This window comes from Ruegeria sp. AB6 (genome assembly GCF_056542685.1).
Window position 1 is genome coordinate 1 of the sequence record NZ_JBQGAD010000023.1, and the last position, 22,151, is coordinate 22,151.

The following is a 22,151-nucleotide window of genomic DNA, read 5'->3' on the forward strand; positions in this document are numbered from 1 at the left end:
GCACACCGGCCCGACCTCAAAGACTACCTCCTCGGCCCAAACGCAGCACGCGTCGTCAGACACTCAGAAGTCTCAGTCTACGTCGTGCGCTCGGCCTCTGCGGCTGTCTAGATCAAACAGAAACGCCCCAATCGCAGCACAAGAGATCAACCGTCAATCATCTCCCGGGAGAGCACCTGATGATGCAGACGTTTCTAAGAACCGGTGCTGTTCTTGCCGCAGGCGGCACCGCCTTCAGACGCGATGACCGCCGTTCAGCTGATGCTAAACCTGGTCCAGCCGCAATTGTCCGGCATTGGTGGCGGTGCGTACGTGCTGTATTGGGACGCCGAACCAGAGACGCTGATCACCTTTGGCGCGCGCCAAAAAAACGCCGGGCATTCTGCGCCTGATGGAAGTGACCGATAACCTGTACGGCAAAAAAGACTGGTCCTCGTTGTTCCAGTCGACCATCGTGATGAAAGATGGCAAGCTTTACCTACTGATCGGCTTACCCGGTGGCAGCCGCGTCATCAACTGTGTGGCTAACACAATCATCGCGATCCTTGACTGGGACATGGACCCGCAGGACGCGATCTAGACTAGCCACTTCGTGCATCGCAACGGCTCCGGCATGGATATGGAGCAGGAAACCGAAGCGGCTGAATTCGTAGAGGCGCTGACCGCCACAGGCCATGAGGTCAAGACAGGTGACCTGAACTCTGGCCTGCATGCGATCCTGATCAAGTAGGGCCTGTTGACCGGCGGTGCCGACCGCAGCCGAGGTGGCCAGACCCGGCAAACCGCAGATCGACCTGATTCGTCGGACGGGAACGCTCAGCTAAATGGTATTGAACATGTCCTAAGCTAGTCGCGAGGCTTGTTCAAAGTACCTTTCTCGCCATAACGCTTGGTGGTTGGACTCTGCTGCGCAGGGGCAGGAAGCTTTGCCAAAACGAATGAGAGCTTAGAGGCAATAACACCAACAAGTGTATCCGCTGCAAACCTGACCAGCGGCCAAGCTGGACCAGAGGTTTCATTCCTTTCCAAACAGGCGTCTGGGCCCAATCAACTCAGGTCCAAAGTTGCCATTGGCGCAATGGGCAAAGAAACTCAGTGACTTCTAGCCTACGCTCTCTAAAATCCGGCTTAGTGTACTTCATTGGTTTGCCTGGGAGCTTAAGCACAGGTGGGTAAGAAAAGGACATCAGGGACAGCCGAGAATTCAGTATCGCGGTCTGGGCAAAATGCGATGCTCGGCGTAGATGACCAGCAAGCACGGTTCGAGGCGACCTCGCAGGTTATGCGGGCGATCTCGGAAGCTAAGGATGATGTGCAGCCCGTCTGCGATCTGATCGTGACTTTGGCTAAAGATCTGTGCGACGCTGTTTTCGCCGGTCTGGTTCTGGGGCGCAAAGAAGACGCCCTCCAACGACTGGTTGCCAGCGTCAATCTGCACCCGGACATCCAGCAGCTCTGGCTGGACGGAAAATACACGATGGAGCCTGGCAATTCTCTTGTCGCCGACACCATCCTCAGCGGTCAAACACAACATGTTCTGGACATGGGCGACACCGATTTTCACAAAGCGGGTGACGCACGTTTCAAGCTTGTTGTCGACACCCATGGGTGCCGCAGCATATTGCTTGTTCCGCTCAAACTGGATGGTGCCGCGATCGGATGCCTGATGCTGGCCCGCGATGAGGTGCGCGCCTATTCCGACGATCAGGTCGAACTGATCGAAACCTTTGCGACGCAGGCGGTAGTCGCAATCGAAAACGTCCGCCAATTTCGCGAGTTGCAGACCCGTTTGGCACGCGAGGGGGCCGCGCGCGAGGTTCTTGAGGTCATAAGCCAGTCCAGGGATGACGAGGCGCCCGTTTTCCAGACCATACTCGAAAACACGGCCCGACTATGTGAAACGGACGTGGCGACATTGAGCCTTCTGAACAAGGCGGGATCCTACCTGGAATACGCCGCTCATTTCGGAGATCAGTTGGCAACCTATCAGGTCGGTGTCGATCGCTGGTCTTTGGATTCCAATCTGCAAATCGCTCAATCCGTCCGCGAAGCGCGGGTTATTCACAATGTCGATCTGCGGCTGACCGACCACTACATCAATGGCGATCCCTGGCGCCGCCAGCTTGTGGATGAAGAAGGTGTCCGATCGTTTCTGACGGTGCCGCTGATGTCAGCCGATGGCGCGCCCGTAGGCGTCATCGGTATTTACCGACGCGAAGTGCGCCCCTTTACCCCGGACGAGATCTCGTTGGTTGAGGGTTTCGCGGCCCAAGCCGTCATCGCTATCGACAACACACGCCAACTGACCGAACTGCACACACAGCTTGAACGGCAAACTGCGACACAGAAAGTGTTAAGTGTCATCAGCAAGAGCCGGGATGACGATGCGCGCGTTTTTGAAACGGTCTTGCAGCAAGCCACCGAGGTGTGCGGTGCCGATCAGGCGGCGCTTGTGCTTGTGAATTCAGGCCGAACACATGCGCGTCTGGCGGCGGCATGGGGTCATGAACAAACCGAGGTTGATCTTGGGCAGGAATGGCCGCTTGACGGCTCTGTTACAGCTGCAACCGCAATTCGATCCGGCAAAGTCGTATGCATCGACGATATTGTCGATACCGACTACTACCGCTCGGGCAATCCGACCGCCGTCGAGATGGTCGACGTTGAAGGGATCAGGTCGCGCGTTGCGGTTCCACTGATGCAGGGGGATCAGGCGATCGGAGCAATTGCGGTCAGTCGCCGTGAAGTGCGCCCGTTTTCTGACTCGGATGTGCACTTCATCGAAGAATTCGCCAAACATGCGGTGATCGCCATCGAAAACACCCGCCAGTTTCGTGAAGTGCAGGAACGGCTGGAGCGAGAGGGAGCATCCCGCGAAATCTTGGAAGTTATCAGCCGCAGCCGCGACGACGACTACCCTGTTTTCCGCAGCATCCTCGAAAATTCCAGCCGTTTGTGCAAAGCACCGCTCGCCTTTCTATGCGTGGCCGATCAGGACCAACAGCTTGCGACAATCCCGGCCAACATCGGCGCGACCGAGGATTTTGACAACGCCCTTAAACACTTTGTTGAACCTCTGACACGAACCGAACTGATTGCGATCCGTCCAATGATCGACGGCAAGGTAATTCGGCAGGACGATATCGCCTCGGACCCGCTTTACTACAAGGATCGCGACCCTCGTCGGGTACAGATGGTCGAAATCGAGGGTGCCCGTTCGGTTCTTGCGGTCCCGCTGATGAAGAACGGCGTCGGGCTAGGGGTGATTGTCCTCTATCGGCGCGAAGTTGCACCTTTTTCAGACGACGACGTCGCATTGGTTCAGACCTTTGCGGCGCAAGCCGTCATTGCGATGGAAAATGTACGCCAGTTCCGCGAGGTGCAAGATCGAACGGCAGAGGTCACGCAGGCGTTGGAATACCAGACTTCGACTTCGGAAGTGCTTCGGGTCATCTCGGCCTCGCCAAACGAATTGTCCCCGGTCTTGGACGCCATTCTGGAAGAAGCATCGCGTATCTGCGAGTTGCAAGACGCCTATGTGGCGATGCTGAACCCCGACGACCTGCTTTTTCATGTTCACGCGATACGGACCAAGGATACCACTTTCGCGGACTATGTATCGGCTCACCCTATTTCCCCAAATGACAGTGGTGTCACCGGGCGTGCCATCCTGTCGAAACGCACAATCTACATCGAAGATGTTCAGGCCGATCCAACCTACACTTGGATGGAGGAAAGCGGCGTTGGTGAATATCGTTCGGTACTGGGCGTCCCATTGGTAAAAAGCGGCGCAGTTGTGGGTGTGATTTCAGTGGGTTCGCGCGAGGTGGACGGATTTTCCGAAAAACAGATCAAGCTGCTGGAAACCTTCGCCGATCAGGCCACGATTGCCATCACCAATGCCAACCTGTTCCGCGAAGTCAAAGAACGCACCGCCGAAGTCGAGCTATCGCTGGAATACCAGACCGCAACCTCCGAAGTTCTGGATGTCATTTCACGCTCGCCCAACGATTTGCCGCCGGTTCTAGACGCGATTTTGGAGGTGTCATCGCGGATTTGCGACCCGGAATACGCGTATTTTGCCATGCGGGACCCAGAGGACGGGCTGTACCGCGTGGTCATGTCCCGAAATGTCAGTGACGCCTTTCTTGCGTTTCTTTCGGAAAACCCCATCGCGCCCGAAGAAGGCTCGTGCATCGGGCGCACGGCGTTGCATGGCAAGACGGTTTACATCGAAGATACGCGCAATGATCCATCATACACTTGGAAAGAGGCGGCGCAGATTGGCGATTATCTGACCACGTTGGGGGTTCCGTTGGTCAAGGATGGGCTGACACTTGGCGTTATCGTCATGGCGCACAGGCAGGTCGGGGCCTTCAACGAAAAGCAAATAAACCTGTTGGAAACCTTCGCCGCACAGGCTCTGATCGCTATCAACAACACCCGGCTTTTCGAAGAGGTGCAGGCCCGCACTGCCGAGGTTGAAGAGTCGCTGGAATATCAAAAAGCCTCCAGTGAAGTGCTGGAGGTTATTTCCCGGTCCCCCGACGATCTGGAACCGGTTCTGCAATCGTTGTTGGCAGTTTCCTCCCGCATCTGCCGCCTTCAGGATGCATTCGTGGCGCTGAAAAAGCCCGAAGACGGTAAATTCCACTACTTCGCCGGGCACAATGTTTCAGCCTCTTTCGCTGAATTTCTGAAAGCGCACCCGTTCGAGCCTGGCTCAAAATCAGCCACTGCGCGCGCCCTGTTGCATGGGCGCGCCGACTATGTGGAAGACACTCAGGCCGACGCAAATTACGACCCGGTTCTCATCTCGCATCTTGAAGGGTACCGATCCGTTCTGTCTGTCCCTCTGATACGTGATGGCGTCACGATAGGTGTTATCAGCATGGGAAGTCGCAAGCCCGCCGCCTTTGACCAAAAGCAAATCAAACAAATGGAAACTTTCGCGTCACAGGCGATTATCGCAATTCAGAATTCGCAACTTTTCAACGATACGCAGACCGCCCTTGCACGTCAAACCGCCAGCGCGGACGTGCTGCGGGTCATTTCTGAATCGCCCACCGACACCAAACCGGTTTTCGAGAAAATCGTAACGCTGGCAACCTCTTTGATAGATTGCGACTTGTCGATCGCCATGCAGGCGGACAAAACTCACTACTGGCAAGTCGCAGCCGCAACCCCCAAAGGTCTTGAAGAAATCACTTGGACAGAGCGTCTCCCAATTGACCCCGAGGATAACCTGCCCTCGCGTGCCATCCAAAGCGGCGAAACTCTTCTTTTTGACGAATCCCGATTTGGTGAATTGTCCCCTCGTGACACTAAGATTGTGCAGCAACAGGGGTTCAAAGCCTTTTTCATGGTGCCGCTGATGCGCGGCAAGGATTGTTTCGGCAATCTGGTCTTTATTCGCAAATCGTCCCGCGCCTTTCGGGACGACGAAGTTGCCATCGCTGAATCCTTCGCCGATCAGGCGATCATCGCGCTTGAAAATGTGCGCCTGTTCCGTGAGGCCGAAGAATCCCGGAAGGCTGCAGAAGAGGCAAATGAAGCCAAAAGCGCTTTCCTGGCAACGATGTCCCACGAAATTCGAACACCGATGAACGCGGTCATCGGCATGAGCGGGCTGTTGATGGACACCGAATTGGATACCGAGCAATGGGATTATGCCAATACGATCCGCGACAGCGGTGACGCGTTGCTAGGGATCATCAACGAAATCCTCGATTTCTCGAAAATCGAAGCGGGACAGATGGATATCGAAGCCCATCCGTTCGACCTTCGGGAATGTATCGAAAGTGCACTGGACTTGATCAGTGGCAAAGCAGCCGAAAAGCAGCTGGATCTGGCGTATGAATTCGACGATCAGTTACCACCAGCGATCAGCACGGACCTGACCCGTCTCAGGCAAATATTGTTGAACCTATTGTCCAACGCCGTGAAGTTTACGGAACGTGGCGAGGTGGTTTTGTCCGTTGAACGCTCTGCCATTACGCAGGACGATATCGAGCTCACGTTCAGGGTAAGGGACACGGGCATAGGACTGTCTGAAAAAGGTATGAGCCGCCTGTTTCAGTCTTTTAGTCAGGCCGACAGTTCGACGACCCGGAAATACGGCGGTACGGGTCTTGGTCTTGCAATCTCCAAACGACTGGCCGAGCTTATGGGCGGCACCATGCAAGCGGAAAGCAAAGGCGAAGGGCATGGGTCGACCTTCGTCTTCACGATCCGGGTCAAGCCTGCAAAGCCGGTGAAATCATCAGAGCGCAATCTGGTCGGTATCCAGCCCGAACTTGAAGGTAAGCGCATTCTGATGGTGGATGACAATGCCACCAACCGCAAAATTCTGTTGTTGCAGACCGAAAAATGGGGTGCCCGCACGACAGTGTCCAGCAGCCCGTCAGAGGCCCTGAAACTGTTGGCAACCGAGGATCAGTTTGATCTGGCAATCTTGGACATGCATATGCCGGAGATGGACGGAGAAGAACTGGCCCAAAGGATACGCAAGTCGCAACCCGATCTGCCTTTGATCCTGTTTAGCTCGCTTGGCCCGCGCGACATGGATATCGAAGACGGGCTGTTTACCGCGAACCTGTCCAAACCATTGCGTCAATCCCATCTGTTCGACACGTTGGTCACGCTGTTTGCAACAGAACAGACACGCAAGATACCCGCGAAATCCTCGAACAAACCGCAATCCGACCCGGATATGGCAAATCGGCACCCGCTGCGCATCCTGTTGGCCGAGGACAATCTGGTAAACCAGAAGCTGGCGCTCCGCCTGCTTGAACAGATGGGGTATCGCGCTGATTTGGCCAGCAACGGGGTCGAGGCGGTCGACAGTGTGATCAGGCAGACCTACGACGTGGTTCTCATGGATGTCCAAATGCCCGAGATGGACGGGCTGGAAGCCTCGCGCCGTATCATTCAGGGCTTTCCCGACAAGAGCCGCCCGCGCATCATCGCCATGACCGCAAACGCCATGCAGGGCGACCGCGAGATGTGTTTGGACGCCGGAATGGACGACTACATCACCAAACCCATCCGCGTCCCGGTTCTGGTCGAAGCACTGCTAAATGTTCCCAGCTCGAAAAGGTGATCCATGTCAGACGAACCGATTCTAGACCACCAGATATTCACAAAGCTGAAAGACGCCACAGGAGAGGGTTTTGCGGCCGAACTTGTAAATACGTTCCTTGAGGAAGCCCCCGGAATGATCGGCGACCTGAAAGACGCCCTTGCGGCATCCGACGCAGACGGCTACCGCCGCGCGGCCCATTCGATCAAGTCCAATGCGAATACATTTGGCGCAGCGGCACTGGCAGAGCTGGCAAAGCAGATCGAACTCGGGGCGCTTCCCGCAGCCGATGATCTGTCCGATGCGACACAATTGGAGGCCGCTCTAACCAAAGCGGGTACAGCCCTTCGGAGCCTGATTGATGACTGAAACCCCCGGCCAGTTGCTGATCGTCGACGACAACAAGGTCAATCGGCTTTTGTTGTCCCGCAATGTCGAGCTTTTGGGCCATCACGCCTCAGTTGCGGAAAACGGCCGGGTCGCCATGGAGATGCTGTCCCGTCAATCTTTTGACCTGGTGCTATTGGACATCGAAATGCCTGAAATGGATGGGTTTCAGGTTCTAGAGGCGATCAAGTCAAATACCGAACTACGCGATCTGCCCGTGATTGTGACGTCATCGGTCGAAGGTTTGGACAATGTCGTGCGCTGTATCGAACTGGGCGCGGAAGACTACCTGCCCAAACCGGTCAACAAGACCCTGCTTGGGGCGCGGGTGTCCAGCGGGCTTGAAAAGAAAAGGCTCCGCGACGAACAAAAACGCCTGCTTGAACGGTTTGCCACAACCGAAGTGGCGCAGGATTTGCAGGAATCCGGTTTTGCCATCGGCGGAAAACGCGCGAATGCATCTGTGTTGTTCTGCGATATTCGCAGCTTTACGACATTGTCGGAAAATCTAGCCCCTGAAGAAACGATTGATCTGCTCAACACCTTCTACACTTTGATGTTCGAAGCCGTGTCCAGCAATGGCGGGATTGTCAGCCTGATGTTGGGCGACGGTTTGATGGCCTTATTCGGGGTGCCGCAACCGTTGCCGAACTCGGCCCAAAGTGCGGTGACCGCAGGGCAGGAAATGCACAGTATGATCGAGGTTCTCAATCTCGAACGGCAGGCCGAAGGGAAAAGCGACCTGAAAATCGGTGTAGGGATTGCGACCGGCGAAGTTGTCGCTGGCTATGCCGGAACAGACAATCGCGCGACTTACACATGTATCGGGTCAACCGTAAACCTCGCCGCGCGCCTTGAATCGGAGACCCAGAAGACTGGCAGTCGGATATTGGTTGATCAGGAAACCTGCGATCTTTTGAACGGGACACCCGTGCTGGAAACCTACGGCAACACCACTATCAAAGGCTTTTCAGAACCCTTTGACATCCATGCGCTTTGACTATGGGTGCAGCCGTGGTGGCAACATTCGCGGCGTCGTCAAAGCGTGGTTAAGACTGTGAAACCGGCGCTTGATCATCCAGCAGACCTTTCGATTTCAGCGTAAGCCAGAAATCGTTTGGAATGTCCGCGTTGAACCATTCAATGATCTGTTCCAGTTCTGACTTGTCCCGCGGCCCTGGAATCATTGACGTGACAATGTCGTGACCAAGGGGAAATTGCAGGGCTGCAGCAGCCAGAGGCACCGCGAATTCATCAGCAACCTCTTGCAAAGCTCTTGCTTTGGCGACCACATCCTCGGGCGCTTTGGCGTAGTTCCACATCTCTCTTCCAACAAGAATGCCCGAGTTGAACGGGCCACCGCAGATTATTGATGTCCCGGCCTCGGCGCAGGCGGGGAACAACGTCGATAGTGGCGTCTGTTCCAGCAAAGTGTAACGACCGGCCAATAGGAAAACATCCCAGTTGCCGATGCCCAGTGCATCCATGCAGACTTGATTTTCGTTCACACCTAGTCCGATTGCCTTAACCTTGCCCGCGCGACGCAGCTCGTCCATTGCACGGTACCCACCCTCAGCCAAATCTTTGAAATGGCGCGTGTTCTCATCGCCGTGGGTGAATACTCCGATATCATGAGCCAAAAGAATATCTATGCGGTCCAGTCCGAGACGTTGGAGACTGTCTTCGAAACTGCGCATGACCCCATCGTAGCTGTAATCATAGATGACGTGGAACGGCAGCGGGTCGATCATTCCAAAATCCATCGGATTTTCGACGCTTCCGGGAACCAGAAGACGCCCGACCTTGTTAGACAGGACGTAGTCAGTGCCGCGCAGCAAATCTCCCATGACTCGCTCGGACCGACCAAAACCATACCACGGCGCTGTGTCGAAAAACCCGATCCCTGCATCCTTCGCGGCCTGGATCAATTCGGCAGCCTGACCATAGCCAAGGTCCACAAAATTTCCACCCAGTGGAGCGCCACCGAGGCCCAAAACATCAACTACGAGGTCAGTCCGACCCACCCGCCGTTTATCCATCTTCATTTTCCTTCAAGTAAACATCGTACCAGTTTTTTTGCCCGACGGCATTGAATTGCCATGGTCTTCGCCCTGTCTTTTCGGCCGTTGCGGATCGACTTAACCACGTTGAACAGGCGTTCGCGTTCGCTGCGCGACAGCGAAGTGGTGGCTTCGTCAAATATCAGCACACGCGGGTTACAATGAAGGGCGCGTGCGATCTCAACTCGTTGCCTGTCACCGGTGCTCAACCGCGCCATCGGTTTGCGCGGATCGCCCGTAAATCCCAATGGTCCCAACAGCACCGCCGCTTGTGCTTCGGCTGCAGCGCAATCCACAAAGCCGAAGCGTTTCCGAGGCATCCCGTCGGCAAAGATGTTCTCGGCCAGGGTCGAGCCTGATTGGGTCATGTCTTTACCCCCGCGGCCATTGTCACGCACTTGCGGCTATGACGGGTGTTGAACCACGAACAATCAACTCTGGCTGCAACAGAGCGTTTTCGCCCGCCTCTTCCCCATCAATCAAATGCATCAGCTTCTGCCAGGCCTGACTGGCGATCTGGGCCGAAGGCTGGCTGATCACAGAGATGCCCGGCTGCATCATGGTCAGCGCCTCGAAGTCATCCATCGCCAAAAAGCGTGTATCACCCGGAATGGACCACCCTTTGGCCTGAAGCGCAGGCAATACACTTTTCGACGCAAGATTCGAGGCCGCAAAAATCGCCTGCGGTGGCTTATCCAGGGCCTTCAATGCTGTCAGCGCCTGTTCTTTGCCTACAAAAACGTCCAAAGACAGGCTGAACGACCTGACCGATACCTGCTCAGGCTGGTTGGCCAGAGCGGCACTAAACCCATCTTCTCGCTGTTTCAGAATCCAGTAATCGGGACGGCTGTGCCCAAAATACACGACATCGCGTGCGCCAATCTCCAATAGATGCCGGCCTGCCATTTCGCCGGCTGCCTTGTGATCGACAGAGACTGAGGGAAATGGGTTTTTTTGTGAAATCCTATCGGCAACAACGATCGGAATACCGTATCGCTCAAGTTCCGCCAAAGCGGGCTGGTAGTCGAAGGCAGGCACAATGATCAGCCCATCCACACGCCGGGAAATTATTGCTTGCAAGTGTCGGCGCGTTCGCGCCTCTTCCTCGCCTGTCGTCATAAACATGACGCTTTTCTCGCTATCCAGCGCAAGGTTCTCGATTTCTTGCAATACTTCCGAGAAAAATGCGTTTTCGATATTGGGCACAACCAATGCGATAACCCCGGTTCTGCTGCTGCGCAGGCTGGCGGCCAACGTATTGCGGTTGTAGCCAAGCTCGGCTGCTGCGGCTTCGACCCTTTCGACAAGCGCTTTCGAAACCACAGGACGCCGGTTCATCACGTTCGATGCAGTCCCGACCGAAACCGAAGCACGCTTCGCTATGTCAACAATCGTCGGGTTTTTCATTTTTTCCACCTTGCGAGAATCAACATTTAAAACGTTTCAAGCTATTTTGAAATGTTTCAATCGGGTTTTGGCGACGAATTTGGAATCCATTCGACCCTCAGCTCGACGCTTATCCGCTTGCTTCCTAGGCATGTGCACCGGCACGTCGCAGAGAAAGAACATTTCGGCCGTATGTTCAAAGCAGTAGCCAAAATCACCAACTCAGTTGCTGTACTAAGGTGTTCAAGACCGCGCCAAAGAGCGATGCCTACAAATCGGGCAGTTTCCTCAAAACAACCATTGCACGATCAAAAAACCTCAATCATCCGTTGACAAACATTTTGCCGCAATGCAACCAATTGCGTATAGGTTGCTATAAAGGTTTCACTCGTGCCCAGCTCAAAACCCAATATTGAGCCTGAAAAAAGAGATGCCATCCTGAAGCTTTCGGACTTCAGCCTGTCTTTTCGTGGCCAAACTGCCACCGCCGTAGACGGATTGAACCTGACCGTCTCAGCAGGCGATACACTGTGTATCGTGGGCGAATCCGGCTGCGGGAAATCGGTGACCGCCATGGCGCTGATGGGGTTGTTGCCGCTCGATGTGATCGAAATCCCTTCGGGTGAATTAGAATTCGAAGGCCGCAGATACGACCTGCGGACGCAGCAACTGGACGCCGCTACGCGGGGCGACCGGATGGCGATGATCTTTCAAGAGCCGATGACCTCGCTCAACCCCGCGTTCAAGATCGGAGATCAAATCACCGAGGCGGTCCTGCATCACCGCAACTGCACACGTGCAGAGGCCGATGAAAGCGCACTGACCATGCTGCGGCGCGTTGGCATTCCGGCCCCGGAACAGCGGTTGAACGAATATCCCCACCAGCTTTCAGGTGGAATGCGGCAGCGGGTGATGATCGCGATGGCGCTGATCAACAATCCCTCGCTGCTGATCGCGGATGAGCCGACCACGGCCCTGGACGTCACCATTCAGGCCCAGATCCTTGACCTGATCCGGGAACTTCAGGCTGAAACAGGAATGGGCGCGGTGTTCATTACCCATGATCTGGGCGTTGTCGCTGAAATCGCAACGAATGTGGCAGTGATGTATGGCGGACAGATCGTCGAATGCGGCCCGGTAGATGCAGTGTTCGATGATCCGCAACACCCCTACACCATTGGCCTCATGAGCTCGGTCCCGCGCATGAGCGGATCTCGCGACAGGTTGATCACTGTGCCCGGCACCGTGCCTGCGCTGGCGGACATGCCGCAGGGTTGCCGCTTTCGCACGCGCTGCCCCTTTGCGACCGAGGATTGCGCCGATCGTCCAGTGCTGTCTGATGTCGGGGAAAACCACGCAGTGGCTTGCCACTATGCCCCGCTGGAGCAGCTCAAGGGGGTCAGATGCGCGATGTAATCCTTGAGGCACGAAACCTCACCCGTCATTTCACACTCGGCACCGGCCTGTTCGAGCGCAAAACCAAAGTGCGCGCGGTCGATGGTGTTTCTCTGTCGGTGCATAAGGGCGAAACCTTTGCCATCGTCGGAGAATCCGGTTGCGGTAAGTCAACGCTTGCGCGGCTGTTGATGCGGCTGGATCGGCCAACCTCGGGTCAGGTTCTGTTTGACGGGCAAGAGGTTCAGGACCTGCCCCGCCGTGACATGGCCCCGCTGCGCCAACAGATGCAATTCGTGTTTCAGGACCCGTTCTCGTCCCTGAACCCCCGAACGACGGTGGGCAAATTGGTCGGCGAACCGTTAGAAGTGCACGCGCCCGAGCTTGATGAGGGCGCGCGTCGCCAAAAGGTTGCCGCGCTATTGGCGCAGGTCGGGTTACTTCCAGATCACGCCAACCGCTATCCGCACGAATTCTCGGGTGGCCAGCGCCAGCGGATCGGAATTGCCCGTGCGCTGGCCTCGGGTCCCCGGCTGCTGATCGGGGATGAACCGGTCTCGGCTTTGGATGTGTCGGTACAGGCGCAGGTGGTAAATCTGCTGAACGATCTGAAAGAGGATCTGGATCTAACGCTGGTCATTATCGCTCATGATCTGGCCGTTATCCGGCATATGAGCGACCGCATCGCTGTGATGTATTTGGGGCAGGTAGTTGAAACCGGCCCCGCCCATCAGGTGTTCGAGGAACCGCGCCACCCCTATACGCACGCACTGCTATCCGCGATCCCGGAACCCGAGCCGGGGCGCGAACGTGATCACATGGCGCTGAACGGGGAAACACCCAGCCCGTCTGCGCCACCGGCAGGGTGCCGGTTTCATACCCGCTGCCCCTTTGCGCAGGACAATTGCCGGACGACACCCCCAGTTCTAGAGGACGCAGGCAGGGGCCATCACGTCGCCTGCCATCATTGGAAAACCATACCAGAGGCTGGAAAACCGGCCCCGCCCCGACGCCGCAGCGCCGGAGCAGAAGAGCGGTTCGCGCTGTATCGCGCGGCTGTCCAAACGCCCCCGGCTTCTGCCGAAAACAGAGAGGAAACACCATGAATGTCTTGAAAACCGGTCTGTTGGCCGGACTGCTCGGCGCAACCGCACTCAGCGCTCAAGCTGCCGACCTGCGCATCGCTCTGCAATCCGACGCAGATGTGTTGGACCCCGATCAGTCGCGCACATTTGTTGGCCGCATCGTCTATGCCTCGATGTGTGATAAGCTGGTCGACATCACCCCTGACCTTGAGCTGATCCCGCAACTGGCCACCGGCTGGGAATGGAGCGAGGACGGCAAAGCCCTGACCATGACCCTGCGCGAAGGCGTGGTGTTCCATGACGGCACGCCGTTCAACGCACAGGCCGTGGCCGACAATATCGACCGGTCGCAGAACCTTGAGGAATCGCGCCGTAAGTCCGAGCTGAAGTCCGTGACCGGTGTCGATGTGGTCGATGACTACACTGTTCGTTTTAACATGGCCGCGCCCGACGCGACCCTGCTGGCGCAATTTGCCGACCGCTCAGGCATGATGGTTTCTCCGACGGCAGCCAAGGCGGCAGGGGCGGATTTTGGTCTGAACCCAGTCTGCTCGGGCCCGTTCAAGTTCAAGGAACGTGTCGCTCAGGATCGTATCGCGCTCGAGCGGTTCCCTGACTACTGGAACGCGGGTGTAATCCACTTCGATAGCGTCACCTTCCTGCCCATTCCGGACACAACCGTCCGTCTGGCCAACCTGCAATCGGGTGACATCGACATGCTGGAACGTCTGGCCGCGACTGACCTCGCGCAGGCCGAAGGTGATGGCGGGATCAACGTCGAACGTGCCGTTTCGCTTGGATATCAAGGTATTACCATCAATGTGAACAATGGCGAAAAGGGCGATAACCCGTGGGGCAATGACAGACGTCTGCGTCAGGCGCTCAGCTATGCGCTCGACCGTGATGCGATCAATCAGGTCGTGTTCGAAGGTGCTTTTGCGCCGGGCAACCAGCCCTTCCCGCCCACGTCTCCGTGGTACGACGCCGATCACCCGGTGCCCGCGCGTGACGTGGAAAAAGCAAAGGCCCTGCTGGCCGAGGCGGGCTTCCCCGACGGGATCGACCTTGAGGTTCAGGTTCCCAACACCACCGTTCCGCTACAACTGATGCAGGTCGTGCAGGCCATGGCGGCCGAAGCCGGGATCAGAATCGAGATCACGTCCAAGGAATTTGCCACCCTGCTGGCCGATCAAAGTGCCGGTGACTATCAGGCCAGCCAGATCGGGTGGTCGGGCCGCGTGGACCCGGATGGCAATATCCACCAGTTCATGACCACCGGTGGCGGCATCAATGACAGCCATTACTCGGACCCGAAAGTGGACGAGATGCTGAACAACGCCCGCGCCTCGACCGATTTTGATGTGCGAAAGGCGGATTATGACGCTGCAAGGGACATTTTGGCCCAGGATATGCCCATCGTGTACCTGTATCACCAGACATGGATCTGGGCGCTTGATGATGGCCTCTCGGGCTTCACCCCCTATCCGGATGGGATGATCCGGTTGGAAGGCGTGAAACTGGAGAAATAAGCCACTCACGGCCCGCCCGGTCCTCTAGCCGGGCGGGTATTTTATCCGAAAGCCCCTGTTATGCTGTCTTTCATTCTGCGTCGCATCCTGATTGCGATCCCCACGATCCTGCTGATCTCGATCTTCGTGTTCAGCCTGCAAAAGCTGTTGCCCGGCGACCCTGTGCTGGCCATGGCAGGCGAGGAACGTGACCCCGAAGTGCTGGAATTCCTGCGCGAGAAATATCGTCTGAACGACCCCATTCCAGTGCAATATCTGACGTGGGTCGGGAATGCATTGCAGGGGGATCTGGGCATTTCGCTGCGCACCAATCAGCCCGTGACCGAGCTGATTGCGGAAAAGCTGCCGGTTACGATCCAGCTTGCCATCATGGCGATCCTGTTTGCGCTGGTGATCGGGATACCGGCGGGCATTCTGTCGGCGGTCAAGAAAGGCACTATTACAGACTACATCGCCAATATCGTGGCTCTGTCCGGGCTTTCCATTCCGAATTTCTGGCTGGGGATCATGCTGATCCTGCTGGTCTCGGTAAAGCTGAACCTGCTGCCAGCCTCAGGCTATGTACCCCTGTCCGAGGACCCGGTGAAATCCATCACCACCATGCTGATGCCTGCCTTTGTGTTGGGAACCGCGCTGGCCGCGACGCTGATGCGACATACCCGATCGGCGATGCTGGGCGTGCTGAAATCCGACTATGTCCGCACCGCGCGCGCCAAGGGCCTGTATGAACGCCGCGTGGTGTTGAAACACGCCTTCCGCAACGCGCTGACCCCGATTGTGACCCTGACCGCCCTGCTATTCGGAGAGCTGATAGCAGGCGCCGTTCTGACAGAGCAGATTTTCACCATCCCTGGTTTCGGCAAGATGGTCGTCGATGCTGTGTTCAACCGCGATTACGCTGTGGTGCAGGGCATCGTGCTGGTCACAGCCGTGGGGTTCATCGTGATGAATCTGCTGGCTGACGTGGCCTATGTGCTGCTGAACCCCCGTCTGAGGACCGCTTGACATGGCTCTAGCTGATCCCATCCTCTCTCGCCGCCCGGAAAATCGGGTCTGGAAGAAATTCCGCACGCATAAAAGCGCCATGCTGGGCGGTTTTCTGGTTACATTTTTCGTGCTGATTGCCCTTCTGGCCCCGATCCTGCCGGTTCCCGACCCGGCGGCGACCGACTGGGGTGCGGTGCGCAAACCACCCACCGCAGCGCATCCATTCGGCACCGATGAAATTGGCCGAGACGTATTGTCCCGCATGATCTGGGGCGCTCAGGCCTCGCTACTGGCAGGGGTGGTCTCGGTCGGGATTGCGGTGCTGCTGGGCGTTCCACTTGGCATTATCGCTGGGTATTTCGGCGGTTGGATCGATGCCATCATCTCGCGCTGCACAGAGGCGTTACTGGCCGCGCCCTTCCTGATCCTCGCCATCGCTCTGGCGGCGTTTTTGGGGCCGTCCCTGACCAACGCGATGATCGCCATTGGCCTTTCTGCGACCCCTGTCTTCATACGCCTGACCCGTGGGCAAGTGCTATCGGTCCGGGCCGAGGACTACGTCACCTCAGCCCGCGCCATCGGCTTGCCGACCTCGAAAATCCTCAGCCGTTACATCTTCCCCAACGTGTTGCCGCCGGTTCTGGTGCAGGCCACGTTGACCATCGCCACCGCCATCATTGCCGAGGCGTCACTGTCCTTCCTTGGCCTTGGGCAACAGCCACCTGCGCCCAGCTGGGGCTCGATGCTGAACACGGCGAAAAACTTCCTCAACCAGGCCCCGTGGATGGCCATGTGGCCGGGCATTGCAATCTTCCTTGTGGTGCTGGGGTTCAACCTTCTGGGTGACGGGCTGCGCGATGCGCTGGACCCGCGCGAACATTGATTTCGGAGACTAGGAATGACTGAATTCACCACCCGCCCCGAGATCCGAGGCACCTTTGGCGTCGTCACTTCGACCCATTGGATCGCCTCGGCTGTGGGCTTTGGCATTCTGGAAAAGGGCGGCAATGCGTTTGACGCCGCCGTTGCCACTGCGCTGACCCTGCAAGTGGTCGAGCCGCATCTGAACGGTCCCGCAGGCGACATGCCTGCAATTTTCCACTCGGCCAAAACCGGCAAGACCGAAGTGCTGTGCGCCCAAGGCCCCGCGCCCGCCGCGGCCACGATTGAACATTACACAGGGTTGGGGCTGAACCTGATCCCCGGCTCGGGCCTGTTGGCCACGGTCATCCCCGGAGCCTTCGACGGCTGGATGCTGATGCTGCGCGACCATGGCGTACTGCCCCTGCGGGACGTGGTGCAACCCGCCATCGACTATGCGCGCGACGGCCACCCTGTCTTGCCGCGCGTGGCCCATACTATTGACGGGCTGACCGATTTTTTCAAAGACGAATGGCCCAGTTCGGCAGAGACATGGATGCCCGATGGCAAAGCACCCGAACCGCACAGTAACTTCGCCAACCCGGCTTTGGCCGCAACCTATGAACGTCTTGTAGCCGATGCCGAAGCCGCGCATGACGACCGCACGGATCAGATCGACGCTGCCCGTCGGGCGTGGCGCGAAGGGTTCGTTGCCGACCGCATCTTCGACTATCTGGCCGAGGCTTCGGTGATGGATGTCTCGGGCCAGCGCAATTCCGGCGTGATGGCGCGCGCGGACATGGCCGACTGGCGGGCCTCGTATGAAGACACGCTGACCTATGACTATCACGGCTGGACCGTGCACAAGACCCAAGCCTGGAGCCAGGGTCCGGTTCTGTTGCAAGCGCTGGCGATCCTCAAGGGGATCGACCTTGGGTCGATGGACCCCAACGGGGCCGAGTTCGTACATACAGTAATCGAAGCGATGAAGCTCGCCTATGCGGATCGCGAGGCCTATTACGGCGATCCCGACCACAGTGATATCCCGATGGGCTACCTGCTCAGCGACGAATACGCCGCCGAGCGCCGCGCGTTGATCACCCCAGATGCCTCGCAAGATCAACGCCCCGGCCGGGTGCCCGGCTTTGAACATCTGGCCGATGCCTACATCGCCCGAGCCGAACGAGATTTCTCGGCCAGAACCGGCGCCAGCGCTGGAGAACCGACCATGTCGCACCTGTCCGAAAAACGCGGCGACACGGTGCATCTGGACGTAATCGACCGCTGGGGCAACATGGTGGCGGCCACACCCTCGGGGGGATGGCTGCAAAGCTCTCCGGTCATTCCCGGGCTTGGGTTTCCGCTGAACAGTCGGGCGCAGATGTTCTGGCTGGAACCGGGGCTGCCGACCTCACTGGCACCGGGGCGCAGGCCGCGCACGACGCTGACGCCAAGTCTGGCGGAAAAAGAAGGCGTGCAACTGGTCTTTGGCACGCCCGGCGGCGACCAGCAGGATCAATGGCAGCTGATCTGGTTCCTGCGCTTCGTACATTTCGGGCTGGGATTGCAGGAATGCATGGACGCGCCGCTGTTTCACTCGATGCATTTTCAAGGCTCGTTCTATCCCCGCGCCACCGCCCCCGGCGAGATGATGATCGAGGCCACATTCGGCGAAACCGTGATCGAGGACCTGCGCGCACGCGGCCACAAGGTCTCGGTGGCCGAGCCTTGGACGGTGGGTCGCCTTACGGCAGCCCTGCGGGAAAAAGACGGAACTCTGCGCGCGGCGGCGACGCCACGATTGATGCAAGCTTATGCGGTGGGACGGTGACATGACCTATTCTCTGATTGCAAAAGACCCGGAAACCGGCGCCATCGGCCTTATCGTAGCCAGCCGCTTTTTCGCCTGTGGCGCGCGTGTTCCCAATGTTGGCCCGCGTAGCGCCATCGCTTCGCAAGCTTTCTCGAACCCGGTTTGGGGCACCGAAGGCTTAAGGCGACTTGAGGCTGGAGAGGCCGCGCAATCGGTATTGGATGATCTGGTCGCCCGCGACACCGGCCGGGACGCGCGGCAGGCCCATCTTATGGATGCACATGGCAATTTCGCCGCCTATACCGGATCGGCCTGCGTTGACTGGGCCGGGCATCGGATCGGGCAGATGCACTCGGTCGCGGGTAATATGCTGGCGGGACCCGAAGTGGTGGATGCGACCTTTGAAACCTATGCGGCCGAGGGCGCGCTGCCCTTCCCCGAACGGTTGATGGCGGCGATGGAGGCGGGCGAGCGTGCAGGCGGCGATAAGCGCGGCAAGCAGGCTGCCGGCTTGGTCATCAATCGCGGTCAGACCCATTCTTGGCTAGATCTGCGCAGCGACGACCATTCTGATCCGCTGGCCGAACTGCGACGGCTTTATGATGTCGCCAGTGAGCGGTACCTGCATTTCGCCGAGGCGATGCCGAGCGAACAGAATTTCTCGGGCAATCCCGACCGCACCGCCCTTGACGCAGCGATCGCCGAGGCCGAGGCCCAGCGGCAGGCCGAAGGGCGCGTCAGCCGTTCTCTGGCCACTGATCCGGCGTGATGCATGGGCGGGATTGACGTTTCCACCCTGGCGACCTTGATCGCGATTGCCGCAGCCGCTGGCGTGTTCGGCGGTATTCTGGCCGGGTTGCTGGGGGTTGGCGGAGGGATCGTAATCGTCCCTGCCCTGTATTTCGCATTGTCGCTGACAGGTAGTGATCCGGCGCTGACCATGCAGGTGGCGGTTGGAACATCGCTGGCTACCATCGTGTTCACTGCCTTGTCCTCAAGCTGGGGGCACTATAAGCGCGGCGCGCTGGATATGGCGTTGCTGAAACGTTGGGCCCCGGCCATTCTGTTCGGCGTGGTGATCGGCGGAATATTGGGCGGTGTGGTCAGCGGCTATATTCTGGTTGCCGTTTTTGCCACGGTGGCGGCTGTGGTCGCGCTGGACATGATCATTCGCAAGCCCGGCAATGACGGCCCGCCCCGCAGCTTTTCGCCCCGTGTTTGGGCTGCAACCGGCGTATTTGCCGGGGCGATTTCGGCAATGATGGGCATCGGTGGCGGCACGGTCTGCGTGCCCGTACTGAACTTTTTGGGCTATGACATCCGCCGCGCTGTCGGCACATCAGCTGCCATCGGCTTCGTCATCGGCCTGCCCGGCGCGTTGATCTATGCGGCGACAGGGCTGGGGCAAACGGGGCTACCGCCCTTCTCGCTTGGCTATGTCAACTTGATCGCGGCAGTGCTGATCATCCCGCTGACGACCAGCTTTGCCCATGTCGGCGTACGCATCGCTCACACGATCTCGCAACGTGCATTGCGTCTTGCCTTTGGCGCCTTCCTGATGCTTACGTCCTTGCGCATGTTCTATGACCTGATCGGAGCGTTCTGACCTTTGGGAAATTGTCCAACAGATATCGAACTGACTACAACCTTGCGGGCGGGAATCGAAACAGGTGATTTCCTGAAGAACGGCAAGCTGCTGCCAGAGCGGGCGCTGGCCGAGGCATTGAACGTGACCCGCGCCCGGATGCGTCGAATACTGGATCAGCTTGAAGAAGACGGCACTGTATTTCGCCGCCACGGTCAGGGAACCTTTGTGTCACCACCGCCCGCGGTGGGTGCCAGCCCGTTCCGGGCTGTGGCAGCCAAAGTGATGCCGCGCGACGTGATGGAAGTGCGGCTAGAGATCGAACCCGCTCTTGCGGCTCTGGCGGCGCAACGGGCCTCTACCAAAGAACTGCGCACGCTCGAGCAACTGATGCAGGCCACGCTGGATGCGGCGGATACTCAGGCCTATGGGGTCGCCGACGATGTATTTCACTACAAGATCGCGGAACTTGCGCATAATCCGCTGTTTCTGACGGTCTACGATTCAATCCGCGCGGTTCGAAAACAATCGGAGTGGACCCGGCAGCGCGCGACGCAATATTCCGCCTCGACACTGGTGCGTCTGGGCGAACAGCATGAACAATTGTTCAGCACGATTGCCGCGCGTGACAGTCAGGGCGCAGCGGAAGTTATGCAGTCACATCTGCTGTCCGTTTCCAACGCCATGTTGCGCGAAAGGACTTATGGGCTAACGCAGCACCTGACCGATCTTCACTCGGATTGAAAAGAGAGCATCAGCGCCTGGCAATTCCAAAGCGCCCTGCTTCCAAGCCACAAAAAATTCTGGCAAGGCGTTCAATGCAAAACGACCCTCTGCCGCAGGCTCAAATATCCAAACTACCGAGATACCGCTGCTTTCGACTGTCTTCCGGCTTTGACCTGTAGTGCTTGAAGAAAGCCCGAGACATTGCCACCCGCGACGAAAATCCCGTGGCAATGGCAACTTCCGAAAACGGCAAGTCGGTATGTCTCAAAAGACAGTGCACCCGCTCCAATCTAAGTTCTTTATAGGTGTCCAAAAGCTTAGTACCCGTTTTGCACAGATACCGTCGCTGCAACTGACGTGTCGATGTTCCAACGACTTTTGACAAATCGGAAATACTCAGCGGGTCCTCGATCGTCTCCAGCATGGTTTTCAGCGTATGAATAACCAATTCGTCCCCGCCAGAGCGACGCACCAGCCGATTTACAACCTGACTTTCGCCCCCCCGCGTCGGTTCTTCCAACCCGATATATTTGCGCAATACATCCGCTATATGTTCGCCATGATCAATCGACACGAAGCGGGCCAGTAACCTGAGAGAACTGATCCGGCTATTGGCACTATGCAGGCGCCCCGTCGCAGAAAGATGGGTTGATGTTCCGCAGCTTTCCAACCCTTGCTCTGCCGCACCGGCTTGGAAACCCGGATGGACCGCACCCAGCTTGCGACCAGAACCGCCCGCCAGCATCAACAGCATCACAGCCCCTCCGACAAGCATTGTCCGAGGCGCAAGGTTCAAGACCTGAGCTACCCAAAGCCGTTCTGATCCAATAGGATGCCAAGTCTGCTCGTGATCGCCCCAGAAGATGACAGAGCGACCAGTCCAATAAAGGGGCTCGCCAACTTTGTCTTCAGCAAGAATGCGTAGGTTGACGACATAGGAGTGCGCCTCGATCAACCTGTTCAAAGCCCTGTAGAACGACATAATCGGTTCTACGGTCGCTTTATCCTCAGGGCGTTGCAGAACAACTTCGATGTTTCGAACGCGTTTTGCCATTGGCTGCACTGCGTCCCTATTCGCCTGATCTTTATGAACAACGTAGTGTTTCATCAGATTTACCAAGTCTGGTTGTGTAAGGTCAGAAAAGGTGCTCCTTGGATGGTGTTTCCCCCGCCAAGGCGGGGGTTTTCTGTTTATTCCGCCGCTTCCGCGTACGCGTCCATTGGAGGGCATGTGCAGACGAGGTTGCGGTCGCCAT

General features: G+C 57.6%; 19 protein-coding genes and 2 pseudogenes. 16 read left to right on the forward strand and 5 right to left on the reverse strand.

Translation table 11 applies throughout. The features are described 5' to 3' along the window. From ACR0DB_RS22195 to ACR0DB_RS22225, 7 genes and pseudogenes are all read left to right on the forward strand, one after another. A pseudogene (locus ACR0DB_RS22195) lies at positions 1-111 on the forward strand (universal stress protein); the annotation flags it as partial. Positions 112-261: 150 nt separating this feature from the next. Beyond that, positions 262-408, forward strand: coding sequence for a hypothetical protein (locus ACR0DB_RS22200; RefSeq protein WP_480553056.1), 147 nt, complete (start codon positions 262-264; stop codon positions 406-408). After that, complete coding sequence (locus ACR0DB_RS22205; RefSeq protein WP_480553035.1) at positions 353-580, forward strand: gamma-glutamyltransferase; 228 nt, start codon at positions 353-355, stop codon at positions 578-580. The genes ACR0DB_RS22200 and ACR0DB_RS22205 overlap by 56 nt, the downstream gene beginning before the upstream one ends. A gap of 12 nt (positions 581-592) precedes the next feature. Next, positions 593-730 carry a hypothetical protein gene (locus ACR0DB_RS22210; protein ID WP_170775773.1) on the forward strand — a complete coding sequence of 46 codons (138 nt, stop codon included), beginning with the start codon at positions 593-595 and terminating at the stop codon, positions 728-730. Positions 731-1,231: 501 nt separating this feature from the next. Next, positions 1,232-7,102, forward strand: a complete 5,871-nt coding sequence (locus ACR0DB_RS22215; RefSeq protein WP_480553037.1) for a GAF domain-containing protein — start codon at positions 1,232-1,234, stop codon at positions 7,100-7,102. 3 nt (positions 7,103-7,105) lie between these two features. After that, on the forward strand, positions 7,106-7,450 hold the full coding sequence (locus ACR0DB_RS22220) for an Hpt domain-containing protein (protein WP_480553038.1): 345 nt from the start codon (positions 7,106-7,108) through the stop codon (positions 7,448-7,450). Beyond that, positions 7,443-8,468: an adenylate/guanylate cyclase domain-containing protein gene (locus tag ACR0DB_RS22225; RefSeq protein WP_480553039.1), complete on the forward strand. Its 1,026-nt coding sequence runs from the start codon at positions 7,443-7,445 to the stop codon at positions 8,466-8,468. The genes ACR0DB_RS22220 and ACR0DB_RS22225 overlap by 8 nt, the downstream gene beginning before the upstream one ends. Before the next feature lie 49 nt (positions 8,469-8,517). On the opposite strand, the gene ACR0DB_RS22230 is transcribed toward ACR0DB_RS22225, so the two are convergent. The 4 genes and pseudogenes from ACR0DB_RS22230 to ACR0DB_RS22245 form a co-directional block, all read right to left on the reverse strand. Then, positions 8,518-9,507 carry an aldo/keto reductase gene (locus ACR0DB_RS22230; RefSeq protein ID WP_480553041.1) on the reverse strand — a complete coding sequence of 330 codons (990 nt, stop codon included), beginning with the start codon at positions 9,505-9,507 and terminating at the stop codon, positions 8,518-8,520. 2 nt (positions 9,508-9,509) lie between these two features. Next, positions 9,510-9,896, reverse strand: a complete 387-nt coding sequence (locus tag ACR0DB_RS22235) for an ATP-binding cassette domain-containing protein (protein ID WP_480553043.1) — start codon at positions 9,894-9,896, stop codon at positions 9,510-9,512. Positions 9,897-9,918: 22 nt separating this feature from the next. Continuing rightward, complete coding sequence (locus ACR0DB_RS22240; RefSeq protein ID WP_480553058.1) at positions 9,919-10,782, reverse strand: LacI family DNA-binding transcriptional regulator; 864 nt, start codon at positions 10,780-10,782, stop codon at positions 9,919-9,921. Between the two features lie 15 nt (positions 10,783-10,797). Then, a pseudogene (locus tag ACR0DB_RS22245) lies at positions 10,798-10,935 on the reverse strand (LacI family DNA-binding transcriptional regulator); the annotation flags it as partial. Positions 10,936-11,304: 369 nt separating this feature from the next. Between ACR0DB_RS22245 and ACR0DB_RS22250 the strand changes: the two are divergent. Genes ACR0DB_RS22250 through ACR0DB_RS22290 form a run of 9 tightly spaced genes read left to right on the forward strand, consistent with a single transcriptional unit; the run spans position 11,305 to position 20,913 of the window. Then, the gene (locus ACR0DB_RS22250) at positions 11,305-12,330 is read left to right on the forward strand and encodes an ABC transporter ATP-binding protein (protein WP_480553045.1); all 1,026 of its coding nucleotides are present in this window, start codon (positions 11,305-11,307) and stop codon (positions 12,328-12,330) included. Next, a complete protein-coding gene (locus ACR0DB_RS22255) occupies positions 12,318-13,415 on the forward strand; it encodes an ABC transporter ATP-binding protein (RefSeq protein ID WP_480553047.1) in 1,098 nt (365 codons plus the stop codon). The genes ACR0DB_RS22250 and ACR0DB_RS22255 overlap by 13 nt, the downstream gene beginning before the upstream one ends. Beyond that, a complete protein-coding gene (locus tag ACR0DB_RS22260; protein ID WP_480553048.1) occupies positions 13,412-14,923 on the forward strand; it encodes an ABC transporter substrate-binding protein in 1,512 nt (503 codons plus the stop codon). Before ACR0DB_RS22255 ends, ACR0DB_RS22260 begins: the two co-directional genes overlap by 4 nt. A 60-nt stretch (positions 14,924-14,983) precedes the next feature. Continuing rightward, a complete protein-coding gene (locus ACR0DB_RS22265; protein ID WP_480553049.1) occupies positions 14,984-15,928 on the forward strand; it encodes an ABC transporter permease in 945 nt (314 codons plus the stop codon). Between the two features lies 1 nt (position 15,929). After that, positions 15,930-16,793 (forward strand): ABC transporter permease, encoded by an 864-nt coding sequence (locus ACR0DB_RS22270; RefSeq protein WP_170356483.1) that lies wholly within the window; start codon positions 15,930-15,932, stop codon positions 16,791-16,793. 15 nt (positions 16,794-16,808) lie between these two features. Next, positions 16,809-18,602, forward strand: coding sequence for a gamma-glutamyltransferase family protein (locus ACR0DB_RS22275; RefSeq protein ID WP_480553051.1), 1,794 nt, complete (start codon positions 16,809-16,811; stop codon positions 18,600-18,602). Position 18,603: 1 nt separating this feature from the next. Beyond that, complete coding sequence (locus ACR0DB_RS22280; protein ID WP_170775752.1) at positions 18,604-19,353, forward strand: DUF1028 domain-containing protein; 750 nt, start codon at positions 18,604-18,606, stop codon at positions 19,351-19,353. A gap of 3 nt (positions 19,354-19,356) precedes the next feature. Beyond that, positions 19,357-20,190 (forward strand): sulfite exporter TauE/SafE family protein, encoded by an 834-nt coding sequence (locus tag ACR0DB_RS22285; RefSeq protein WP_480553052.1) that lies wholly within the window; start codon positions 19,357-19,359, stop codon positions 20,188-20,190. A 42-nt stretch (positions 20,191-20,232) separates the two neighbouring features. Further along, positions 20,233-20,913 (forward strand): FadR/GntR family transcriptional regulator, encoded by a 681-nt coding sequence (locus tag ACR0DB_RS22290; protein ID WP_237215984.1) that lies wholly within the window; start codon positions 20,233-20,235, stop codon positions 20,911-20,913. Positions 20,914-21,013: 100 nt separating this feature from the next. On the opposite strand, the gene ACR0DB_RS22295 is transcribed toward ACR0DB_RS22290, so the two are convergent. Next, a complete protein-coding gene (locus ACR0DB_RS22295; RefSeq protein ID WP_480553054.1) occupies positions 21,014-22,003 on the reverse strand; it encodes a helix-turn-helix domain-containing protein in 990 nt (329 codons plus the stop codon). Positions 22,004-22,151 lie beyond the last annotated feature (148 nt).